At 74.8% G+C, this 21243-nt stretch carries 19 protein-coding genes; 15 read left to right on the forward strand and 4 right to left on the reverse strand.

Annotated features, from left to right (window positions below; genetic code table 11):
• The first annotated feature begins 288 nt into the window (after positions 1-288).
• The 4 genes from GPA10_RS13210 (at position 289) to GPA10_RS13225 (ending at position 4858) form a co-directional block, all read left to right on the forward strand.
• Positions 289-501, forward strand: coding sequence for a hypothetical protein (locus GPA10_RS13210; protein ID WP_058847723.1), 213 nt, complete (start codon positions 289-291; stop codon positions 499-501).
• A 169-nt stretch (positions 502-670) separates the two neighbouring features.
• The gene (locus GPA10_RS13215; protein ID WP_058847722.1) at positions 671-3523 is read left to right on the forward strand and encodes a LuxR family transcriptional regulator; all 2853 of its coding nucleotides are present in this window, start codon (positions 671-673) and stop codon (positions 3521-3523) included.
• A 113-nt stretch (positions 3524-3636) separates the two neighbouring features.
• Positions 3637-4488 carry an AfsR/SARP family transcriptional regulator gene (locus GPA10_RS13220; RefSeq protein WP_157165676.1) on the forward strand — a complete coding sequence of 284 codons (852 nt, stop codon included), beginning with the start codon at positions 3637-3639 and terminating at the stop codon, positions 4486-4488.
• Between the two features lie 148 nt (positions 4489-4636).
• On the forward strand, positions 4637-4858 hold the full coding sequence (locus tag GPA10_RS13225; RefSeq protein WP_157165677.1) for a hypothetical protein: 222 nt from the start codon (positions 4637-4639) through the stop codon (positions 4856-4858).
• Positions 4859-4980: 122 nt separating this feature from the next.
• On the opposite strand, the gene GPA10_RS13230 is transcribed toward GPA10_RS13225, so the two are convergent.
• From GPA10_RS13230 to GPA10_RS13240, 3 genes are all read right to left on the reverse strand, one after another.
• A complete protein-coding gene (locus GPA10_RS13230; protein ID WP_157165678.1) occupies positions 4981-6456 on the reverse strand; it encodes a hypothetical protein in 1476 nt (491 codons plus the stop codon).
• On the reverse strand, positions 6443-7504 hold the full coding sequence (locus GPA10_RS13235; RefSeq protein ID WP_058847718.1) for a caspase family protein: 1062 nt from the start codon (positions 7502-7504) through the stop codon (positions 6443-6445). The genes GPA10_RS13230 and GPA10_RS13235 overlap by 14 nt, the downstream gene beginning before the upstream one ends.
• A 69-nt stretch (positions 7505-7573) precedes the next feature.
• A complete protein-coding gene (locus tag GPA10_RS13240; protein WP_157165679.1) occupies positions 7574-9079 on the reverse strand; it encodes a hypothetical protein in 1506 nt (501 codons plus the stop codon).
• 282 nt (positions 9080-9361) lie between these two features.
• Between GPA10_RS13240 and GPA10_RS13245 the strand changes: the two genes are divergently transcribed.
• From GPA10_RS13245 to GPA10_RS13295, 11 genes are all read left to right on the forward strand, one after another.
• Positions 9362-9937 carry a TerD family protein gene (locus tag GPA10_RS13245; RefSeq protein WP_343040765.1) on the forward strand — a complete coding sequence of 192 codons (576 nt, stop codon included), beginning with the start codon at positions 9362-9364 and terminating at the stop codon, positions 9935-9937.
• A 111-nt stretch (positions 9938-10048) separates the two neighbouring features.
• Positions 10049-11029 carry a phosphotransferase family protein gene (locus tag GPA10_RS13250; RefSeq protein ID WP_343040766.1) on the forward strand — a complete coding sequence of 327 codons (981 nt, stop codon included), beginning with the start codon at positions 10049-10051 and terminating at the stop codon, positions 11027-11029.
• A gap of 261 nt (positions 11030-11290) precedes the next feature.
• Entirely contained in the window at positions 11291-12700 is a 1410-nt protein-coding gene (locus tag GPA10_RS13255) for a hemolysin family protein (protein WP_157165680.1), read from the forward strand.
• Positions 12697-13728: a hemolysin family protein gene (locus tag GPA10_RS13260; protein WP_343040767.1), complete on the forward strand. Its 1032-nt coding sequence runs from the start codon at positions 12697-12699 to the stop codon at positions 13726-13728. The genes GPA10_RS13255 and GPA10_RS13260 overlap by 4 nt, the downstream gene beginning before the upstream one ends.
• A 99-nt stretch (positions 13729-13827) precedes the next feature.
• Positions 13828-14229, forward strand: coding sequence for an ArsR/SmtB family transcription factor (locus GPA10_RS13265; RefSeq protein ID WP_058852846.1), 402 nt, complete (start codon positions 13828-13830; stop codon positions 14227-14229).
• Entirely contained in the window at positions 14226-14525 is a 300-nt protein-coding gene (locus tag GPA10_RS13270; protein ID WP_058852845.1) for a hypothetical protein, read from the forward strand. Before GPA10_RS13265 ends, GPA10_RS13270 begins: the two co-directional genes overlap by 4 nt.
• 297 nt (positions 14526-14822) lie before the next feature.
• Entirely contained in the window at positions 14823-15761 is a 939-nt protein-coding gene (gene mmuM / locus GPA10_RS13275; protein ID WP_157165681.1) for a homocysteine S-methyltransferase, read from the forward strand.
• A 58-nt stretch (positions 15762-15819) separates the two neighbouring features.
• Positions 15820-16971, forward strand: coding sequence for a WD40/YVTN/BNR-like repeat-containing protein (locus GPA10_RS13280; protein ID WP_079087135.1), 1152 nt, complete (start codon positions 15820-15822; stop codon positions 16969-16971).
• Between the two features lie 134 nt (positions 16972-17105).
• Complete coding sequence (locus GPA10_RS13285) at positions 17106-17783, forward strand: uracil-DNA glycosylase (RefSeq protein ID WP_058852842.1); 678 nt, start codon at positions 17106-17108, stop codon at positions 17781-17783.
• Entirely contained in the window at positions 17780-18757 is a 978-nt protein-coding gene (locus tag GPA10_RS13290) for an N-acetylglucosamine kinase (RefSeq protein ID WP_241845685.1), read from the forward strand. The genes GPA10_RS13285 and GPA10_RS13290 overlap by 4 nt, the downstream gene beginning before the upstream one ends.
• Before the next feature lie 244 nt (positions 18758-19001).
• Complete coding sequence (locus GPA10_RS13295) at positions 19002-19946, forward strand: sirohydrochlorin chelatase (protein WP_079087133.1); 945 nt, start codon at positions 19002-19004, stop codon at positions 19944-19946.
• Between the two features lie 109 nt (positions 19947-20055).
• On the opposite strand, the gene GPA10_RS13300 is transcribed toward GPA10_RS13295, so the two are convergent.
• Positions 20056-21144 (reverse strand): lactonase family protein, encoded by a 1089-nt coding sequence (locus GPA10_RS13300; protein WP_157165683.1) that lies wholly within the window; start codon positions 21142-21144, stop codon positions 20056-20058.
• Positions 21145-21243: the final 99 nt, after the last annotated feature.

Raw genomic sequence — 21243 nt, forward strand, 5'->3', positions numbered from 1 at the left:
CCCGGACGACGCGGCGGGCGCTGCGGCCCCGGAGTCGGGGCGACGGGACGGGAGGGAGTCAGGGGCGTGGTCGTGGTCACGGTCCATGGCAGGAACACTCGCGCACCGCGCGGCACCCGGCAACACCGCCTGCGCCCCGGTCACCGTGGTCGCGGCGGCAACTGCTCCCCCACCCTAGGGACTTCCCTAGGTGCCGCACCGACGCGGCGCCGGGGACGCCGCTCCTACGCTGGTGGGCATCGTCACGCGACACGGCTCACGCCCTGGGCCGGCCCCCCGGGAGGCGTTGTGCGCTACGTCATCGAGGTGTACCGCGAACAGGATCACGTGTGCGGGAGCGTCGCGTCCGAGAGCTGCGCGAGCCCCCGGCCGTTCCACGGCTGGCTGGAGTTGCTCTCGTTGCTCGAACCGGCGCTCGCGGACGCCGCGGGCCCGGAAGTGGATCCGCGCCCGGAGCCCTCGCGCCCGGAGCCGCCGGGCGCCGACCGCACGCCGCCCTGACCCCGAATGCGCCACGGCGGCCGACAAGCGCGGGCGGAGGGCGGAATTCGCCTTGTGCGGAGCGCTGGTCGCCCAGCATCGTGGTGTCCTGGCCAGGTTCCATGCGTCCGGCACGGGTCACCGTCTCATTCCGGTCACCCGCGGCGGGTGCCGACGCGCGGGGGCAGCGATGACACCGGAGGACGCACCGCACGACCTCTTCCACTCCGCCGCGCCCGGCGACGCCTTCTGCGGCCGCGCCCGTGAACTGGCGTCCTTGCAGCAGGACTTCGCGGACGTGTGCACGGGCACACCCCGCCTCGTCCTGCTCGAAGGGCCCGGCGGGATCGGCAAGACGGCGCTCGTGCGCCGGTTCCTCGACTCGGTGCACGGCACCTGTGTGCTGCACGCGAGCGGTGAGGAGAACGAGAGCGCGCTGCCGTGCGGGGTGCTCGCCCAGCTCGTCGGGCAGAGCCCGCTGCCGGTGCCGGAGACCCTGGCCGGGCTGGTGCGGATACCGCAGTCGCTGCACGCGAACCTGCCGCCGCTCGCCGCCGGCTTCGGCCTGCTCGACCTGCTGAGCGAGGTGCAGGGCAAGGGCCCCGTGGTCCTGGTCGTCGACGACGCGCACTGGGCGGACCCCGAGTCCCTGAACGCGCTCACGTTCGCGCTGCGCCGGCTGCGCCACGACCGGGTCCTCGCGATCGTCGCGCTGCGCGACCCGCAGGTGCCCGAGCTGCCCGACGGCCTGCGCAGGCTGCTCACCGACGCCCGCACCCGCCGTCTCGCCCTGGACGGGCTGACCCCCGGCGAGCTGTCCGCGCTCAGCACCCGCCTCGGCGTGGCCCGGCTGCCCCACTCCGCGTCGCTGCGGCTGCACGACCACACCCACGGCAACCCGCTGCACGCCCGCGCCCTGCTGGACCAGGTGCCGTCCGCCGTGCTGCTCGACGTGACGACGCCGCTGCCCGCGCCGCGCTCGTACGCCATGCTGGTCCTCGCCAACCTCGCCGGGTGCGGTCCGAGCACCCAGCGCCTGGTGCAGGCGGTGAGCGTGCTCGGGATCGGCTGCCGGCTCGGCAGCGCCGCCCGGCTGGCCCGCGTGGCGCAGCCGCTGCCCGCACTCGAACGGGCCGTGCGGGCCGGTCTGCTGCGCGAGACGCCCGCGGGGGTGGCACCCGAGGTCGCCTTCCCGCATCCGCTGGTGCACGCGGCCGTCTATCAGGACATCGGGCCCGCCCAGCGCGCCGCCCTGCACACCCGGGCCGCCGAACTGGTCGACGACGAATACACCCGGCTGCGCCACCGCGTGCTCGCCGCCACCGGACCCGACGAGCAGCTCGCCGACGCCCTCGCCGCCTGCGCGCGCCGGGAGGCCGCCACCGGCCAGTGGGCCGTCGCGGGCACCCATCTGCGGCACGCGTCCCGCGCGGCCACGAGCCCCCGCGAGCGGGACCGCCTCGCCGTCGAGGCCGTGGAGGCGCTGCTGCTCGACGGCCGGGTCCAGGAGGCGGCGGAGCTCGCGGGCGGCCTCCCCGACTGCTCCGACCCGGCGCTGCGCGGCTACGTACGCGGCTATGTGGCGCGGGTGCAGGGCCGTACGGATGAGGCCTGGACGCTGCTCGTGGACGCCTGGGAGCAGTGCGACCGGGAGCAGGACCCGTCCCTCGCGGCGCGCGCCGCCGAGCAGTTGAGCTACGCCGCCGTGATGTGCGGGCGCGCGGCGGTTGCCGCGCAGTGGGCGGAGCGCGCGCAGCGCCTGTCCACCGCGCAGGGCCCGAGCCGCATGCTGCGCTTCAACCACCTCATCGCCCTCGGCCTCAGCGGCCGGGCCAAGGACGGCATCGCGCTCGCGGCCGGCCTGCCCGACCCGATGGTCGTGCCGCTGAAGAGCATCGATCTGCTGCTCGCCCGGGGGCAGTTGCGGCTGTGGTCGGACGATCTGCACGGCGCGCGCCGTGACCTCCTCGGCGCCGTCGCCAACTGCCGGACGACGACGGTGCCGCTGCGGCTGCTCTCCGCCTCCGCCCTTGCCCAGACGCTGCACCGGCTCGGCGAGTGGGACGAGGCGCTGATCCACGCCGAGTCGGCCGCCTCCATCGCCGACGACACCGACCAGTCGTGGCTGAAGCCGGTCACGCACGGCGTGGCCGCCCAGATCCTGGCCGCGCGCGGCGTCTGGGAGCGAGCGGCGGAGCATCTGCGGACCGCCCTCGACGTGCCCGGCGGCGCCGAGACGCCCGTCGCCTTCGCGTACGCGGTGCGCGCCCGCGGGTGCCTGGCCGACGCCCGCGGCGAGCCGCGGGAGGTCGTGGAGGCGGTGCGTCCGCTGCTGCGGTTCGCCGAGCAGGACGGGGTGAACGAGCCGGGCGTGGTGGACTGGCAGCCGCTGCTCGTCGACGCGCTGGTGCAGCTGGGCGAGCTCGACGAGGCGGAGGAGGTGCTCGCCCCGTTCGAGGAGCGGGCGCGGACGCGCGGCCGGCACGCCTCGCTCGCGGCGGCCGCGCGGGTCCGGGGCAACCTGGCCGCGGCGCGGCGCCACACGCAGCGCGCGCAGGCCGCGTTCGCGCGGGCGCAGGACCACGCGGCGCAGGCGCCGCTGCCGTTCGCGCGGGCCCGCGTCGAACTCGACCACGGCGCGTTCCTGCGCCGCATCGGCCGCAGGTCCCTGGCGATCGCCCAGTTGCAGGCCGCGTACACGACGATGACGGCGCTCGGCGCGCAGCCCTACCGGGCGCGGTGCGTACGGGAGCTGACCGCCTGCGGCCGTGCCGCCCCTGACCTGCCGGCCGACGAGCGGGACCGGCACGCCGGTGACGAGGGCCTGGACGGGGCGCTCACCCCGCAGGAACTCGCGGTGGCGCGCCTCGCCGCGCAGGGACTCACCAACCGCCAGATCGCCACCACGCTCGCGCTGAGCGTCAAGACCATCGAGTACCACCTGGGCCACACCTACGCGAAGCTCGGCATCAGCTCCCGGATCGGCCTAGTGCGGCGCCTCGGACCGCACACCGGGTCCCCGTCGGCGCCGTCCGCGGGCTGAGCGGGCACCCGGGGAAAACCCCGGTACGGCCCCCGAGGCGCACGGGCCGCGCCGCGCCTACCTTCGTGCCGGTAGGGGCAGGGCGAACGCGGGAGCCCACGGGAGGTGGCCCGATGGTCTGCATCATCCAGGGCACGGCCGGCGACGAACGGCCGGTGCTGCGGCTGCGGCTGCTCGGTGGTTTTCTTCTGACCAGGGAGAGCGCCGAGACCGCCTGCGGACCACCGGGTCCCGGCGGCGCGGGCGCGCGGGGGCGCTGCTCGGCCGACTGCCCGGACAACCCCGGCTGTCTCGACGCCCGCGCCGCCGAGCAGCTGGAAGTGCCCGCGAGCGGCCAGCAGATGCTCGCGCGGCTCGCGCTGTGCGGTGCCGCGACGCGCTCCGCACTCGCCGGCACGCTGTGGCCCGACGTCACCGAGACGCGCGCCCGCGCCAGCCTGCGCACCGCCATGTGGCGTCTGAACGGCGCGGGTTCGGCGATCACGGACGCGCGCGACGGGACGCTCTCGCTCAGCGGCAGGGTGCGCGTGGACGTGGCGGACCTCACCCTGGCCGCGCGCCAGGTCCTGGCCGCCGACCCGTCTCCGGCGGGGCGTTCCCGGATGCTGACGATCTACCAGGTCCTGCTGGGGGGCCGGGAGCTGCTGCCCGGGTGGCAGCAGGACTGGGTGGCCTTCGAGCGGGAGCGGCTGCATCAGCTACGGCTGCACGCCCTGGAGGCCCTGTCGGCCCGGCTCCTCGCCCGCGGCCAGTACGCGCCCGCCCTGGAGGCCGCCCTGGAGAGCACCCGCGTCGACCCGCTGCGCGAGAGCGCCCACCGCGCCGTCGTGTCCGTGCACCTCGCCGAGCACAATCTGACGGAGGCGGTACGGCAGTACGAGACGTTCCGCGAACTGCTGCTCGGGGAGCTGGGCGTGGAGCCGTCGGGCCAGTTCTCGGCGATGCTGCGGCACGCGCTGGTGTGACGGGGTGTGGGCTGGTGCGACAGGGTGTGCGCCAATACGGCACGGTATGCATTTACGCCCCCGGAAGGCGTGACGCTGCGGTGACGCCCGCCCGTCACGATGGGACGTGCCCCGTCCAGGATGCGGGGAGAAGGGGGAACTCCCCTGGTTGAGCGACGCGCTGGCTGTCGCGGCCACCACCTCAGCGATCGCTCACGCCCTGGACGGGGTGCCCGAGGAACGTTCGCGGGCCCGCCTCTCGTGCGGGCCCGCACGGCCACCCGTGCACGTCGAGGGGCCGCCGCCGCGCACGTCGAAGAGGCCGCCCGTGCACGTCGAGGAGGGGCCGGGCTCCCCCGAGCCGCCCGGCCCCTCCGCCTTCCCCTGGTAGTCCTGGTACTCCGGGGACTTGCCCTCGTTTCCTGGAGCCCGGGACGGCCCCGACGGGGCTCGCGACGGCCCCGGTCCCCGCGGGCCGGGCGAACCCCCGTTCCTCCCGGCCCCGGGGCGCTCTCACTCCGGCGCGCGCTCCGGCTCCCACGGCTCCCGCCCTGGGCCCGGCTCCGGCTCCGCCTCCGCCTTCCGCAGTTGCTCGATGGCCCGCTCGACCGGCTTGTGCGGCAGCCCGGTCCTGCGGCACAGCTCGTCCCGCGACACGTCCCGCAGGACCTCGCCCACGGGCTTGCCCGTCAGGTCCGCGATCTCGCGTACGTAGGCCTGGACGCGGCTCGCGGCGTCGGCGACCGGCGGCCGGGACCCGGACGTGTGCTCCCCCGCGCCCCACGTACCGGGCCCCCCGCGGTCCGCCGACACCGGCCGCCGCTCCTCCTCCAGCCAGGTCGTCCACACCCCGCGGCCCACCAGGTGCTCGGCGGCCTGCTCCGCCGGCGAACCGTCCTTGATCACTCCGGGGTCGGTGCCGTCCGCCCGGATGAGGAGCCGGCAGGAGGCGGCCAGCATCGGCGGCGACGCGACCTGCGCGGACGGCCCTTCCAGGAGGGTGCGCAGGGCGGCGACGTCCGGGTGGCCGGGCACATGGGGTGCGAGGCGGCGGACGAGTTCGTCCACGCGGCGCAGGTCGGGACGGTGGTCGAGCAGCATGGCGTGCGCGCCCACGATGCCGAGGAACGGGTCGATCCGCTCCGAGTCCAGCATCGGGAACAGCTGCTGGTCCGACGTCAGGTCCAGGCCCTGGCGCAGACCGGAGAACGCCGCCTCGCGGGCGAGGCTCAGCGTTTCGTCCGCCGGGCTCCAGCCGGTGCCGAGCGGAGTCATCTCCACCGTCGCGTGCTGCGGCTGCGGACCGTGCGGACCGCTGCTGACGAACACGAGCGTGCTCCAGCCCCGCGACACCCACAGCGCCTGGGCCAGCGGCAGACCGTCGCCGGCGGGCCCGCGCCGCCGCAGCCGGTAGCCGCCCGGCTGCACCCGGCCGCTCCAGGCGGCCCAGCCCTGCTGCGGGTCCACCTGCCAGCCGTCCTCGCCGCCGTCCACGGCCCCGCCGTCCGCGGCGGTGACCTCCAGGGCGTACGGGTCGAGCCGCCAGCCGCGCCGCAGGGTGCGCAGGAGCACCATCAGCGAGGGCTCGCCCCGCCGGTGGGTGGACTTCCTGCTCCACCGCAGCGCGGCCTCGCGGTGTGCCGCCTGCGCGGTGACCGTCCGCTCGACAGGTTCGGGCGCCGCGATGCGGGGCAGCGCGAGGCGCTCGGTGCGGGCGTCCTCGCCGACCTCGACGAAGCGCGAGCTCACCGCGCCCGCGAAGCGCTGCTCGATGCGGTAGATGCCGGGCGCCACGGTCGTCTCGATGGTGCCCATGCCGTGCGCGACCTCGTGCAGCGTCTCGTCGGTCACGGTGATGAGGACCGACGGGGTGTCCGGGATGACGACGAACGGCACTTCCTCCCGCCGCTCGGACCGCTCCTGCTCCTCTTGCGGCTCCGGCCGTGCCGCCTGCTCCCGCTGTTCCCGCCGCTGCTCAGAACTGGACAACGCTGCCACCCCCGGTCATGACCTCGAAGAATCCGCCGTCCGTGAAGTCCGGCGCCATGACGCTCTCGGGCACCGCCTTGTAGAACCCGGGCACGAGCGACTCCACATGGTCCGCGCCCTCGATCGTCACCCAGCGCGGACCGGTGATGCCGCGCCCCCGCAGCTCCACCCGGCCCCTGAACCCCGCCGGGAAGCGCAGCGTCACCGGATACGACCCGACGCCCCGCAGCCCCTCGGCGAGGACGATCGGCGTGCTGGTCTCGCGCAGGAACCGGGCCTCCTGGGGCACCGGTTCGTTCCGGGTGCGGTCGAGTACGTGCTGACGCACGTAGGGCGCGAGGCTGTCGGACGTCACCCGGCCCTCGGGCGTGACGGTGCCGCCGCCCGCCCCGCGCAGTCCTTCCAGGAGGGCCGAGGTGAAGTGGCCGCGGGACCGGTCCGGCGCGGACTCCTGCTGTTCGTAGGCCGGGTCGCCGAGCGCCGACGCGTAGCCGACGAAGCACTCCACCTTGTCGGGGGCCTCCGTCGTGTCGGTGAACGGCGGCCCGAAGGCGGCGACACCGCCGAAGCGGGTCCGGCAGCAGTCCGCGAAGATCACGATCTCGTGGAACGGCGACGCGGACTCGTACCACGCCAGGTACGGGCGCACGGCGATGTGGTTGCCGAGCAGGTCGAGCGCGGCGTTGGCCATGAGCAGCGCGGCGTCGCCGCCGAACGGGGCGATGCCGTGTCCCGCGAGGAAGACGTACAGACGGGTGTCGGCCCAGGCGGCCGCGTCGCCCTCGACAGCGGCGCGGACGGCCGTGTTGGTCCGGTACAGGGCCTGGTTGACGTTCTCGCGGGTCGGGACGGCGCTCAGGACGTCGGCTTTGCTCTCGTCGTGCTCGGTGGCGGTGACGAGCGCGACGTTCGCCTCCGGGACGCCGCCGCCCGCCGGGTCCACGAGCCAGTCGCGGAACCGGGTCGCGTCGCCACGGGCGCCTTGCAGGTCGGTGATCGCCGGATAGCGGTTGATGCCGACGACCACGGCGTAGTGCAGGTCGTTCATCGGGCTTCCCCCTTTGTGGGCCCGGCGGCGGCCGGGTGCGGCCGCGCGGGTCCGTCCGTGCCGACCCCGTCAGTCGGCGAGCATCCGGGCGAGACTGGCCAGCGTCGCGGGGTCGTGGTCGAACGCGATGTGCGAGCGGGCGCCCGAGTTCAGCCCGGGTTCGCCGCCCTCGACGGGCGACCAGACGGTGCGCCGCGCGTCGGACCCGAGGAAGGCCCGCAGGTCGGCGGAGTCCCGCTCACCGAAGGCGCCTTTGCTCGTGTACCAGTGCTGCATCCCGGCGATCGGGGCGAGCGCGGACCGCCCCTCGGGGCCGCGCTCCAGGACGCCGGAGATGAAGTAGAGGAGCGAGCGCGGGTACAGCACCGGAAGGAGCTGGTCGTCGCGCTCGGCCTCGTCGGTCATGGTGAACATCCGCAGCCGGTCGAAGAGGTCGCTCTGCTGCCGGACGGCGGGCACCAGGTGGGACACCGTGCAGGCGGGCGCGAGGAGCACGACGTCGCGGACGCGGAAGTCGGCGGGCAGCGGGTCGTCGGCGGCGGCGCGCCTGCGGGCGAGGTCGTCGAGGAGATTGCCGATGAAGACGGCGCCCGCGCTGTGCCCGACGACGGTCACCTGGGGCCGGGTGCCGGACGCGAGGAGCGCGCTGAAGCGGTCGAGGAAGTAGCGCCCGGCCCGCACCTCCGGGGCCTCGGCGAAGGTGTCGGCCGTCTGCCGCTTCATGGCGTCCCAGATGGCGGCGCCCACGTTGGCCAGGTAGAACTCCCGGAGGATCTCCTCGACGACGGTCGGGTAGAGCCCGTGGTCGGTGCGGTCGCGGAACCGCCTCACGACGGCGCCGATCACCCGCACCGTCTTGCGCACGAGGAGCGCGGAGGTCACCAGGGCCCGGCGGTTGCCGCCCGCCTCCGCCTCCGCGGCGAGTTCGGCCACCACGTCCGGTGACATGAGTGTGGCGACCGCCGCGCGCCCCCCGTCGATGTCACGCGCGGCGGTCGTCCCGGGTGCCGAACGCAGGACCGAGCCCACGATCTCCCGGTTGCGGTCGGCGAGTTCGGAGTCCGCCGACAGTTCGGCGGTGATGCGGACGCGTTCGCCGTCGCCGAGCGGCGGCACCTCCGCGGGCACGGGATGGCGGGCGTACGGTTCCTGTCCGGTGCGCAGCAGGGCCAGTTCGGCGGCGACGGCCTTCGCGGGCGGCGCGGACAGCGAGCCGGCCGTGCGCTGACCGGGCCGCTGGAGGACCAGCCCCGCGGCGTAGCGGGTGACGCGGCTCAGGAGGGTCTGGAAGACGCTCTCCTCGATGATGCGGGGCAGGTTGCCCGCCAGGGTCTCCAGGAGGCCGCTGCTCCACACGAAGAACACGGGCTCGGCCCCCGCGTCCTCGTACACCGGTGCCAGCCGCTCGGCGGTCGCGAACCCCAGCTGGTCGTCGATGAGTCCGCCGTGGAAGTGCAGGACGACCCGCGGCCGGTCCTTGAGCCCCGCCACGAGGGCGTCGATGTCGTCGGTGCTGGTCGAGGCGAGCCGTCCGCTCGTTCCGCTGTGGATGCAGCGCCTGCGGGAAGAATGCATGTCCGGACCTCCGGCCTGATAGCCGCTCGGCAGGAGCCCCCCTCGCAGAAGTCCCCCGACTCCTGCCGCTCCTGGCCGGGCCACCGTAGAACCCCGGCGCGCCCCGCGTCCCCGGGGGCGGTCCCGGGGATTACCCCAAGGAAGGCAACCGGGGGGCCGCGGTCCGCGTCCTTGCCGAGGACGACGCGTACGCGACGCACGCGCACGCGTAGGTCACACTTCAGCAGGACGCAACAGCACAACGCATGGCGAACAGAACGCGACGGCAACGGAGGGTGTGCAGTGGGAGTTTCCCTGTCCAAGGGCGGCAACGTTTCGCTGAGCAAGGAGGCGCCGGGTCTGACGGCCGTACTGGTGGGCCTCGGCTGGGACGTGCGGACCACGACGGGCACCGACTACGACCTGGACGCGTCGGCCCTGCTGGTCGGTGAGTCCGGGAAGGTCGTCGACGACCAGCACTTCATCTTCTACAACAACCTCACGAGCCCCGACGGCTCCGTCGAGCACACCGGTGACAACCTCACCGGTGAGGGCGAGGGCGACGACGAAGCCGTCAAGGTGAACCTCGCCGGTGTCCCGGCCAACATCACGAAGATCGTGTTCCCGGTCTCCATCCACGACGCGGAGAACCGCGGGCAGAGCTTCGGCCAGGTCCGCAACGCGTTCATCCGCGTGGTCAACCAGGCCGACAACCAGGAGATCGCCCGCTACGACCTCTCCGAGGACGCCTCCACCGAGACCGCGATGGTCTTCGGCGAGCTCTACCGGCACGGCGCCGAGTGGAAGTTCCGCGCCGTCGGCCAGGGCTACGCCAGCGGCCTGCGCGGCATCGCCTCGGACTTCGGCGTCAACGTCTGACACCCGTCGCGCGCCGTACCACCGGCCACCGGACCGGCTCATCCACCATCGGCTGAGCCGGTCCTCGCATGTCCGCCCCGCCCCGGCACACCCGCCCCGGAAGGAAGTCCCGTGCTCTCCCGCCCCTCCTTCATCGACGACACGGCGATCGCGCGGACCGTCGCCGCGCACTGGCTGCCCGCGGCCACCGAGGCCACCCATCTGCCCTGGGGGTTCGGCGCGTACCACTGGCGGGTGTCCGACGGCACCACGACCCTGTTCGTGACCCTCGACCGGCCGGGGCGCCGGCACACCGGGGATTCACTGGAGGCCGCGTACGCGGGGGCCGCCGCGCTGGCGGCCGCGGGCGTGGACGTGGTGTGCGCGCCGCTGCCCACCCGGTCCGGGCGCTTCACGGTGGACGTGAAGGGCGGGGAGGGCCGGGAGGACGGGGCCGGGTCGCTCTCCGTGACGCCCTGGCTAGAGGGCCGGACGCCGACCCAGGAGCAGGCGGGCGCGCCCGCCCACGTGCGCAAGGTCGTGGCGGCGCTGGCCGCGCTGCACCACGCCGTGCCGCCCGCCGGGCTGCGCGCCTGGGCGCCGCTGATCGGCCCCGGCTTCGCCGGCGAGCTGCGCGAGCGCACCGCACGCCCCTGGACGTCCGGGCCGCTGGCGGAGCGGGCGCGGCGCGCGCTCGCCGCGCGCGGGGACGCGATCGAGCGCTGGAGCAGCCGCTATCTGGAGCTCGCTGATGTCGCGCGGTCCCGGCACGACACCTGGGTGCCGACGCACGGCGAGCCGCACCACGCCAACCAGGTCCTGACGTCCGGTGGCCTGAAGCTGGTCGACTGGGAGTCCCTGGCCCTCGCGCCCCGCGAACGCGACCACCCCGACCTGCTCGCCGCGGGCGCGGGCGACCTGCTCCGCCCCGACCCCGCGATGATCGACCTCTTCGCGCTCGACTGGCGGCTCTCCGAGATCGCCGAGTACACGGACTGGTTCGCCGGACCGCACACCGGCACCGCCGACGACCACACCGCGCTGGCGGAGCTGTACGAGGAACTGGAGGAACCGCCCGACGTCCTGGGGCAGCGGCAGACGCCGCTGCGGTAGCGGTAGCGGTAGCGGTAGCGGTAGCGGTAGCGGTAGCGGGGGAACTCGGGCGGGATCAGAATCGTTGCATCGGCACAGACGATGCACGAGGAGCCACCCTTTGTCCGCCTCCCCGACGGACCCGGACCCCCCGGGGCACTGTCCCCGACCACACCGACCACACCGTTGCTCTCCGGCCGGCAGCAGCCGCCCGGCCGCCCCGGCCGGAACCGCGCGCCGAGCCGGGACGGCGGGACCCGGCACCCGGCGGGGTGGTGTCCGATGAGTGCCGTGCTCGGCCTGCTCGCCGTTCTCGTCCTGACCGCGGGCACCGGCTATTTCGTCGCCCAGGAATTCGCCTACGTCTCCGCGGACCGCCTCGCGCTCGCCCGTGCGGCCGAGGCGGGCGACCGGCGCGCCGACCGCGCCCTGAAGGTCCTGGAGCGGCTCTCCTTCATGCTCTCCGGGGCCCAGCTCGGGATCACGGTCACCGGACTCGTCGTCGGCTTCCTTGCGGAGCCGTCCGTGTCCACGCTGCTCAAGCCGGTCCTGACCGGCATCGGCCTGCCCGCGGGCGCCGTCACCGGCGTCTCGGTCGTGCTCGCCTTCGTCCTCGCCACCGTGATCCAGATGGTCCTCGGCGAGCTGGCGCCGAAGAACCTCGCCATCGCCGTGCCCGAACGCCTCGCCATGTCCCTCGCCGCCTCCACGCTCGCCTATCTGAAGGTCGTCGGCCCGGTGGTGCGCATCTTCGACGGGGCCGCGAACCGGCTGCTCCGCCGCGTGGGCATCGAGCCCGTGGAGGAGCTGCACCACGGCGCGTCCCTGGAGGAGCTCGGCCACCTCATCGGCGAGTCCCACGAACGCGGCGAGCTGCCCAAGGACACCGCCGACCTCCTCGGCCACGCCCTGGAGTTCTCCGACCGCACCCTGGACGAGGTGATGGTGCCGCGCGTCGACACCGTCTTCGTACGCGAGGACGCGAGCGTCGCCGAAGCCGTCGGCCTCATCGCCCGGCACGGCCACTCCAACTACCCGGTGCTCGGCGACCACCCCGACGACGTCACCGGCGTCCTCGGCGTACGCGAGCTGATGCGGACGGGCGGGCACGACCTGCCGGACGTCACCGCCGCCGCCCTCGCCCGGCCGCCCTTGCTGCTCCCCGACACGCTGGAGCTGCCGGGGGCCGTCCGGCAGATGCGGGCGCGCGACGACGAGTTCGCCGTCGTCCTCGACGAGCACGGCGGGGTCGCGGGCATCGTCACGTACGAGGACATCGCCGAGGAGCTCGTCGGCGACATCGCCGACGAGAGCGACGAAGTGGTGCGGGTCGCCGTGCGCGACGGCGGCGGCTGGCTGGTGGACGCGGGCCGGCGCCTGGACGAAGTGGCCGGCGCCACCGGCATCCACCTGCCCGAGGAGGACGACTACGACACCGTGGCGGGCCTCGTCGTGGACCGGCTCGGCCGCTTCCCCGCCGTCGGCGACCGCCTCACGCTGCGCCCGGCCGACGGCTCCGGCACGGCCCGGGTGGCCATCGACGTGTGCGCCCTGGACCGGCACGTGCCCGCGCGGGTGCGCCTGGAGCTGCTGCCGGACGCGGAGCGGCACCCGGGCGCGCGAGCCCACGGAGACGACGGGCGGGCCCGTCGGGAGGACGCGCGGGCCGAAGGAGACGAGGACCGCTCGTGAGTTTCCCCCTTGCGGTGTTCGTCACCGTCCTGCTCCTGATCGGCAGCGGCTTCTTCGTCGCCGCCGAGTTCGCCCTCGTCGCCGCCCGCCGCCACCGCGTGGAGAAGGCGGCGGCCGAGGGCAGGCGCGGCGCCAAGGCGGTCCTCGCCGGTATGCGGGAGCTGTCCCTGATGCTGGCGGGCGCCCAACTCGGCATCACCGTCTGCACCCTCGGCCTGGGCTCCCTCTCCAAGCCCGCCATCTCCCACGAACTCGACCCGCTGCTGCACCGCCTGGGCCTGCCGACCGGTCTGAGCTACGGCGTCTCCTTCGCCGTCGCGATGATCGTCGTGGTGTTCCTGCACATGGTGCTCGGCGAGATGGCGCCCAAGTCGTGGGCCATCGCCCACCCGGAGCGGTCCGCGATGCTGCTCACCCCGGCCTTCCGTGCGACGGTGGCCGTCGTACGGCCGCTCATCGGGGTACTCAACCGGATGAGCAACGGCCTGGTGCGCCTGTGCCGGGTCGAGCCGCGCGACGAGCTGGCCTCCGTGCACAACCGCGAGCAGCTCACCCATCTCGTCGCCGAGTCCCGGCGCCTCGGCCTGATCAGCGAGGACGACTCCGAGCTGATCACCCGCTCCCTCACCGAGCCGCTCACGCCGGTGGGCGACCTCCAGACCCCGGCCACGGACATCGTCGGCGTCGAGGCGGACGCGTGCTCCGACGAGGTCCTGCGCACGGCGGCCGAGCACGACCGCACCCGGCTGCTCGTCCGCGACGGCGGCACCGTACTCGGCTCCGTGCACGCCCGGGACGCCCTGGTGGCCCGCGCCCGGGGCCGCGGCACCAGCGCCCGGGACCTGGCCCGCCCGCTGCCCGAACTCCCGGCGGACACCACGCTCGCCCACGCGGTCGAGCAACTGCGCCACCGGCGGGCCTCGCTCGCCCTGGTCTGCGACGACTCGGGCCGTCTGACCGGCATGGTCACCCTGGACGACCTCCTCGCCCGCTACCTCAGGACCGAGGCCTCCCCGGAGCGCCCCTGAGATGTCCCCCATCCGACCCTGAGATGTGTCAGGAACCTTTGACAGGTCTTCCGTGCCGCTGTCAGCCTTATCTGACAGGTATGAGGGAGAGGGGCGGCGATGGCCGAGGTCCCGCATCAGGGACCGACCGGTGACCAGCTTCTGAAGGTCCTGACGGCGCTGGGCAATCCGCACCGCATGCGGATCGTCGCGGCGCTGACGGCCCGTCGGAACTACGTCAGCGCGCTGGCCCGCGAGATCGGGATGGGGCGACCGCTGCTGCACATGCATCTGCAGCGCCTGGAGGCCGTCGGGCTCGTCATCGGGTCCCTGGAGACGGCGGCGGACGGCAGGACGGTCAAGTACTTCCACGTCGCCCCGTTCCTCTACGAGTTGACGCCGGACACCGTCGCGTCCGCCGTCGAGACGCTCACGGTCAAGCGGGTCGGGCCGGAGGAAGACGAGGACGCCGGGGACCGGCCGATGGCCGACGGTGCCGAGGACAAAGAGGTCATGAAGTGAACGGACAACAGGTGACGCTCGCCGACGCGGAGTGGGTCGGCGGCGTCGGCGCCGCCGGGTTCTTCCTGCTGGCGATCGTGTTCGTCTGGCAGCTCGCCGCCACCTGGCGGGCCCGGATGCTCGCGGCCCGCGAGGAGCAGTACAGAGAACTCGCCCTGCGGTACGGACAGTTGCTGGAGGACAATGTCGCGCTGCACAAGCGCTCCCTGGAGGAGTTGCAGCAGACCCGGGAGGAGCTGGCGCAGACCCGCCGCTCCGTCGGCTCGATGGAGAAGATGATGCGCGAGATCGAGTAGCACGCCCTCCACCCAGGTACGGCCGGGAGCGGCAACTCCCGGCCGTACCTGGGCGGACCAGCATCTTCCTGAGGCACCGCGCAGGCCAGGGACCGCGCGCCGCTGAGCGGCGCGACCCCGTCGGCGGCGAAGCCTCCGTCGGGGTGCCGCTTCCGTGCCCGCCGCCCCCGAGCGCGGGACGTGGCGACCGCAGGACGTGTGCGCGACGGCGGAGCCGCCGGTGTCCACGCCGGACGGCGAGGGTCGGCAGGCCGCCCGTCAGTTCCCGCTCACCGCGTCTCGGCTACCGTCAGGAGTATGAACGACGTGGCGAGCCCCGGGTCGGGGACCGGCGGGGGCGACGGGTTCGCCGCGGCCCTCGCCCGCGGCGCCCTGGTCCTCGACGGCGGCCTGTCCAACCAGTTGGAGGCCGCGGGCCACGACCTGTCCGACTCCCTGTGGTCGGCGCGGCTGCTCGCCGAGGAGCCCGACGCGGTACGGGCGGCGCACCGGACGTACTACGAGGCGGGCGCCGACGTCGTGACCACGGCGAGCTACCAGGCCACGTTCGAGGGCTTCGCACGCCACGGCGTCGACGTGGTCAGCACGGCGGAGCTGCTGCGGCTGAGCGTCACCCTCGCCCGCGAGGCCGCGGCGGCGACGGACGCGGACCGCCCCCTGTGGGTCGCTGCGTCGGCGGGTCCGTACGGGGCGATGCTCGCCGACGGCTCCGAGTACCGCGGCCGCTACGGCCTGTCGGTGGCCGACCTGGAGCGCTTCCACCGGCCCCGCCTGGAGATCCTGTCCGACGCGGCGCCCGACGTCCTCGCCCTGGAGACCGTGCCCGACACCGACGAGGCCCGTGCCCTGCTGCGGGCGGCGCGCGGCCTCGGTGTGCCCGTCTGGCTGTCGTACACCGTGGCCGGCTCCCGCACCCGTGCCGGTCAGCCGCTCACCGAGGCGTTCGCGCTCGCCGCCGAGGCCGACGAGGTCGTCGCGGTGGGAGTGAACTGCTGCGACCCGCGTGACGCGGAAGCCGCCGTCCCCCTGGCCGCCCGCGTCACGGGCAGGCCCGTCGTGGTCTATCCCAACTCGGGCGAGACGTGGGACGACGCGTCCCGCTCCTGGCGGGGCCCGGACCGCTTCGATCCGCGGCGGCTGGCCGCCCTGCGCGCCGAGGGGGCACGGCTCGTCGGCGGCTGCTGCCGGGTGCGGCCCGGGGCGATCGCCGACCTCGCCCGCGAGCTGCACGGCTGACCTGCGCCCTGACCTGCGCCCTGACCTGCGCGGACGCGGTTCAGGAGGGTCGTTGTCAGTGGCTGGGTGCAGACTGAGCCGTATTCGAGACAGCGCCGTCCGAGTCGTCCGAAAGGTGCAAGCCATGGCTGATGTCCTGCTCACCGTGGGAACCCGAAAAGGCCTGTTCGTCGCCCGCCGCACGCACGGCACGTGGCAGTTCGACGACGGTCCGTACTTCAACGCGCAGGCGATCTATTCGGTCGCCATCGACACCCGCGGCCCGGCCCCCCGCCTCCTCGTCGGCGGCGACAGCGCGCACTGGGGGCCGTCGGTGTTCCACTCCGACGACCTGGGGCGGACCTGGACGGAGCCGCGCAAACCCGCGGTGAAGTTCCCGAAGGACACCGGCGCCTCCCTGGAGCGGGTGTGGCAGCTCCACCCGGCCGCCGCGGAACCCGACGTGGTGTACGCGGGCACGGAGCCCGCCGCGCTGTACCGCTCCGAGGACCGCGGCGAGAGCTTCACGCTCGTCCGCCCGCTCTGGGAGCACCCGTCGCGCTCGCAGTGGCAGCCGGGAGGCGGCGGCGAGGGGCTGCACACCATCCTCACCGACGCCCGCGACCCGGCCGCCGTCACGGTGGCCGTGTCCGCGGCGGGCGTGTTCCGCACCGAGGACGGCGGCGCGAGCTGGCGGCCCTCCAACTCCGGCGTCTCCGCGGTGTTCATGCCGGATCCGGACCCGGAGCTCGGCCAGTGCGTGCACAAGGTCACCAGGGACGCGGCGGACCCGGACCGCCTGTATCTTCAGAACCACTGGGGGGTGTACCGCAGCGACGACTCCGGCGCCCACTGGACGGATATCGGCGAGGGTCTGCCATCGGACTTCGGCTTCGCGGCGGTCGCCCACCCGCACCGGGGCGACACGGCGTACGTGTTCCCGATCACCGCCGACGCGGACCGCGTCCCCGCCGACCGGCGCTGTCGCGTCTACCGCACGGCGGACGCGGGCAAGAGCTGGGAGCCGCTCACCGAAGGCCTGCCCCAGGGCGACCACTTCGGAGTGGTGCTCCGGGACGCCATGTGCACGGACGGCGCGGACCCGGCGGGCATCTACTTCGGCAACCGCAACGGCGAGGTGTACGCCTCCGCGGACGACGGCGACACCTGGGAGCAACTGACCTCACACCTGCCGGATGTCCTGTGCGTGCGCGCCGCCGTCCTGGAGTGACCCGTACCGCCGTCCCGGAGTGACCCGTGCCGCTCCGGGCGGCCCGTCCGGTGAAGGGCCGGGCGGCCCGTCCGGTGAAGGGGTTCGGCCATCGGTTGATCGGCGCGGTGCGTACGGCAGTAGAGTGACGCTCCGTGGCACCACGACCTTTGCATGAAATCGTCGAAGCCGGCTGGGCCAAGGCCCTGGAGCCGGTGGCCGAACAGATCGCCTCCATGGGTGACTTCCTGCGCGCGGAGATCGCCGCGGGCCGCACCTATCTGCCGTCCGGAGCGAATGTGCTGCGCGCCTTCCAGCAGCCGTTCGACGAGGTGCGCGTGCTGATCGTCGGACAGGACCCGTACCCCACACCCGGGCACGCGGTCGGTCTGTCCTTCTCGGTGGCGCCCGACGTCAGACCGCTGCCCGGCAGCCTGATCAACATCTATCGCGAGCTGAACAGCGACCTGGGCCTGCCCCAGCCGTCGAACGGCGATCTGACGCCGTGGACACGGCAGGGCGTGCTGCTGCTCAACAGGGCGCTCACGACCGCCCCGCGGAAGCCCGCGGCGCACCGCGGCAAGGGCTGGGAGCAGGTCACCGAACAGGCGATCAGGGCGCTCGCCGCGCGCGGCCGGCCGATGGTGTCGATCCTGTGGGGCCGCGACGCCCGGAATCTGCGGCCGCTGCTCGGCGAGCTGCCGTCGGTGGAGTCCTCGCACCCCTCGCCCATGTCGGCGGACCGCGGCTTCTTCGGGTCGCGGCCGTTCAGCCGCGTCAACGACCTGCTGGCGCGGCAGGGCGCCGAGCCGGTGGACTGGCGGCTGCCGTGACGGAGCGGGCGCTCGTCCTCGGTGTGGACTCCGGCGGTTCTGGGCTGCGGGCCGTCCTCGGCGGGGCGGACGGCGCCCTGCCGCCGTGCGCTCCGGTACGGTCGCAGGCTCCGGTGCGCACCGGAGCCGACGGCATCGACGCCAGCCACATGATGGAGCAACTCGCGCCCATGGTCCGGCAGTTGCTGGGCGCGACGGGCGGCGGGCGGATCGTCGCGGCGGCCGTCGGTGCGGCCGGCCTCGCGACGCTCGGCGACGACCTGCGCGCCCGGTTGCCCGGCGCGCTCGCCGAGGTGTTCGGGGTGCGGCGGGTGGCGCTCGCCGCCGACGCCGTGACCGGCTACGCGGGCGCCCTCGGCGCGCGGCCCGGCGCCGTCGTCGCCGCGGGCACCGGCCTGATCGCCATGGGCACCGATCTGACGGGCTGGCGGCGGGTCGACGGGTGGGGCCATCTGCTCGGCGACTGCGGCAGCGGCGCCTGGATCGGCCGGGCCGGCCTGGAGGCGGCGATGCGGGACCTCGACGGGCGCCGCGGCGGCTCGGCCGCGCTGCGCGCCCGCGCCGAGAAGGTATTCGGCGGCCCGCTGGCGGACCTGCCCGCGCAGGTGTATCCGCGGGCGGACCGGCCCGCCGTGCTCGCCTCGTTCGCACCCGAGGTGGGGCGGTGCGCGGCGGACGGCGACCCCGTGGCCGCCGGTGTCCTGCGGGAGGCCGCCGGACACATCGCGGACACGGCGGTCGCGGCCTGCCCGCCCGGCGGGGCCTGCGATATCTCCCTGACCGGCGGCCTGTTGAAACTCGGCGCCCCGCTCATGGAGCCGCTGGAGGCCCGCCTGACGGAACGTCTCCCGCACGCCCGCCGCGTCCCGGCCGCCGGCGACCCCCTCGACGGCGCCGTCCGCATCGCCACCGACCTCGCGGCGAACACCCTTGCGCTGCCCCGGGACCCGCGCCTGCTGTACGTGGCGGAGTGACCCGGCACCCGACGGGGGGCGGGGCGGTCGCGCGCACCGGCGTACGACCCCCGGGGCGCCCGGAGCACCGCGCACCGAAGCACGGATTCCGCCCGCTTCGCACGTCACGTACGACCACACCAAACACACAAATCACCTCGCGCCGCAGGGCCCTCTCCCCACCCACCCGACAAAGCGGACTAATACCGCTGACCTGCACCCTCCCCGAACAGCGGAGCCCCGCAAGCCAGTAGCATGCGGCGCCATGAGCTCCCCCACTGGGCCCGCATCGGGCCTGCCCGTACGAATGCCGCGCCCCCGTCAGCCGGGCCGGCACCGCCGCCCGGAGCCCGTCGCGGCTCCCGAGGGCGCGCCGGCGCTCGTCCTCGCCGTGCCGGGCGTCCCCAGCACCGGCACGCGCGGCCTCGCCGAGGAAGTCGCCTCCATCGCCCGCTCCGAGCTGCCCGGCCTCGACGCCAGGATCGGCTACGTCGACGGGACGGACGCCGACGCCGGCCCGTCGGCCGAGTTCCCCACGCTGCAGGCCGTGCTCGCGCGCACCGCCGCCGAGCGCACCGCGCGCTACGAGCAGGCGCTGGCCGCCGGCGTCGAGGACGCCCGCCGCCCCGAGGGTCCCGTCGCCGTCGTGGTGCCCCTGCTCGCGGGCCCCGACAACGCGCTGATGCGCCGCATCCGGCAGGCCGTGATGGACAGCCGCGCCGCGGCCGAGCTGACCGACGTCCTCGGCCCGCACCCGCTGCTCGCCGAGGCGCTGCACGTGCGCCTGTCCGAGGCGGGTCTGTCCCGCGCGGACCGGGCCCGACTGTTCACGGTCGCGACCGCGGCGGACGGCATCGTCCTCGCCACGGTCGGCGGCGACGAGGCCGTGCAGGCCGCCGGGATCACCGGCATGCTGCTCGCCGCCCGCCTCGCGGTGCCGGTGATGGCCGCCGCCCTGGACGAGGACGGCTCGGTCGCCGCGATCGCGGAGCAGCTGCGCGGCTCGGGCTCGGCCCAGCTGGCCCTCGCCCCGTACCTGATCGGCCCCGAGATCGACGCGAGCCTGCTTGAGACGGCAGCGAAGGAGGCGGGCTGCGCCGTCGCCGAGCCGCTCGGCGCCTACCCGGCGATCGGCAAGCTGGCCCTGTCGAAGTACACGACGGCGCTCGGCATCACGCCGCCGCAGCCCTCCGGGGTGCCGGTGCGCTGACGCACGCGGGCCGGACGCACCACGGCACCACCGCGCGATGTGAGAGGGCCCGCTCCGGATCCGGGGCGGGCTCTCGCGCGCAGGTGCGCGGGCGCCGGCCGCCGCGCGCTCAGGCGAAGACCACGCAGCTCGCCGCCGGGACCCCGATCGCCCCGGCGATCCGGGGCAGCCCGCTGTCCTCGTCCACGGCGAACCAGGTGACGTCCCCGGATCGCTCGTTGGCGGCGTACAGGAAGCGCCCTGAGGGGTCGACGGCCAGGTCACGGGGCCAGGCGCCGCCGCAGTCCACGGAGGCCGTCAGACGGGCGGTGGCGCCCGCGTCGTCCAGGGCGAACACGGAGATGACGTCCACGCCGCGGGTCGCCGTCCACAGGAAGCGGCCGTCGGGTGCGACGACCACCTCCGAGGGGTAGGCGTCGCCGTCGGGCTCCCCGGAGAGCACGGACGTCTCGGCGAGCGGCCGGAGCGTGCCGCCGTCAGGGTCCCAGGAGCACACGGTGAGGGTGGGCGTGAGCTCGTTCAGGACGTACGCGAAGCGGCCGCCGGGGTGGAAGGCGAGGTGCCGCGGCCCGGTGCCGGGCCGCAGCGCGACCTCGTGCCGCACGGTGAGCCCGGCGTCGCCCGGCGCGCAGACCCGCACGGAGTCGGTGCCGAGATCGACGCTCAGGATCCAGCGGCCGCTCGGGTCGGGCAGCACCTGGTGGGCGTGCGGGCCTTCCTGGCGGTCCGTGTCCGGCCCTGACCCCTGGTGCTCCACCACGCCCGCCGCCGCGGCGGCCAGGCTTCCGTCGTCGGCGACGGGCACGCTGGTGACGCTGCCGGAGCCGTAGTTCGCGGTGTGGACGAGGCCCTCGTGCACGGCGAGGTGGGTGGGCCCCGCGGCCCGCACGGACACCGGCGCGCCGAGCGGACGCACGGTGTCGCCCGCCGTACGGAACGCGGCGACAGCTCCCTCGGCGCTCTCGCTCACCGCGTAGAGGGTGCCGCCGTCCGCCGAGAGCGCCAGGTACGAGGGGTCGGCGACGGCGTCCGACGCCCCCAGGACGGTCAGCGCGCCGGACCCGGCGTCGAACGCCGCGGTGACGATGCCCGGCCCTCCCGCCTGCGTGAAGGACCCGATGTACGCCCGCCGCTCCTGCCCGACCACTGCATTCCCCTCTCGGTTCGCCCCTCGGGCGCCGCGTCCTGGCGGCGCCATGGAGGTGACGCTAGCAGCTGGTCTGGACCACTGGGAGGCGGTCGGGGCCGCCGGTTCCGGGGGCGGGCCTCAAATCTCCGGGGCCGGGCCTGGGTCTCC

It is taken from the genome of Streptomyces typhae (assembly GCF_009755605.1).
Classification (GTDB): domain Bacteria; phylum Actinomycetota; class Actinomycetes; order Streptomycetales; family Streptomycetaceae; genus Streptomyces; species Streptomyces typhae.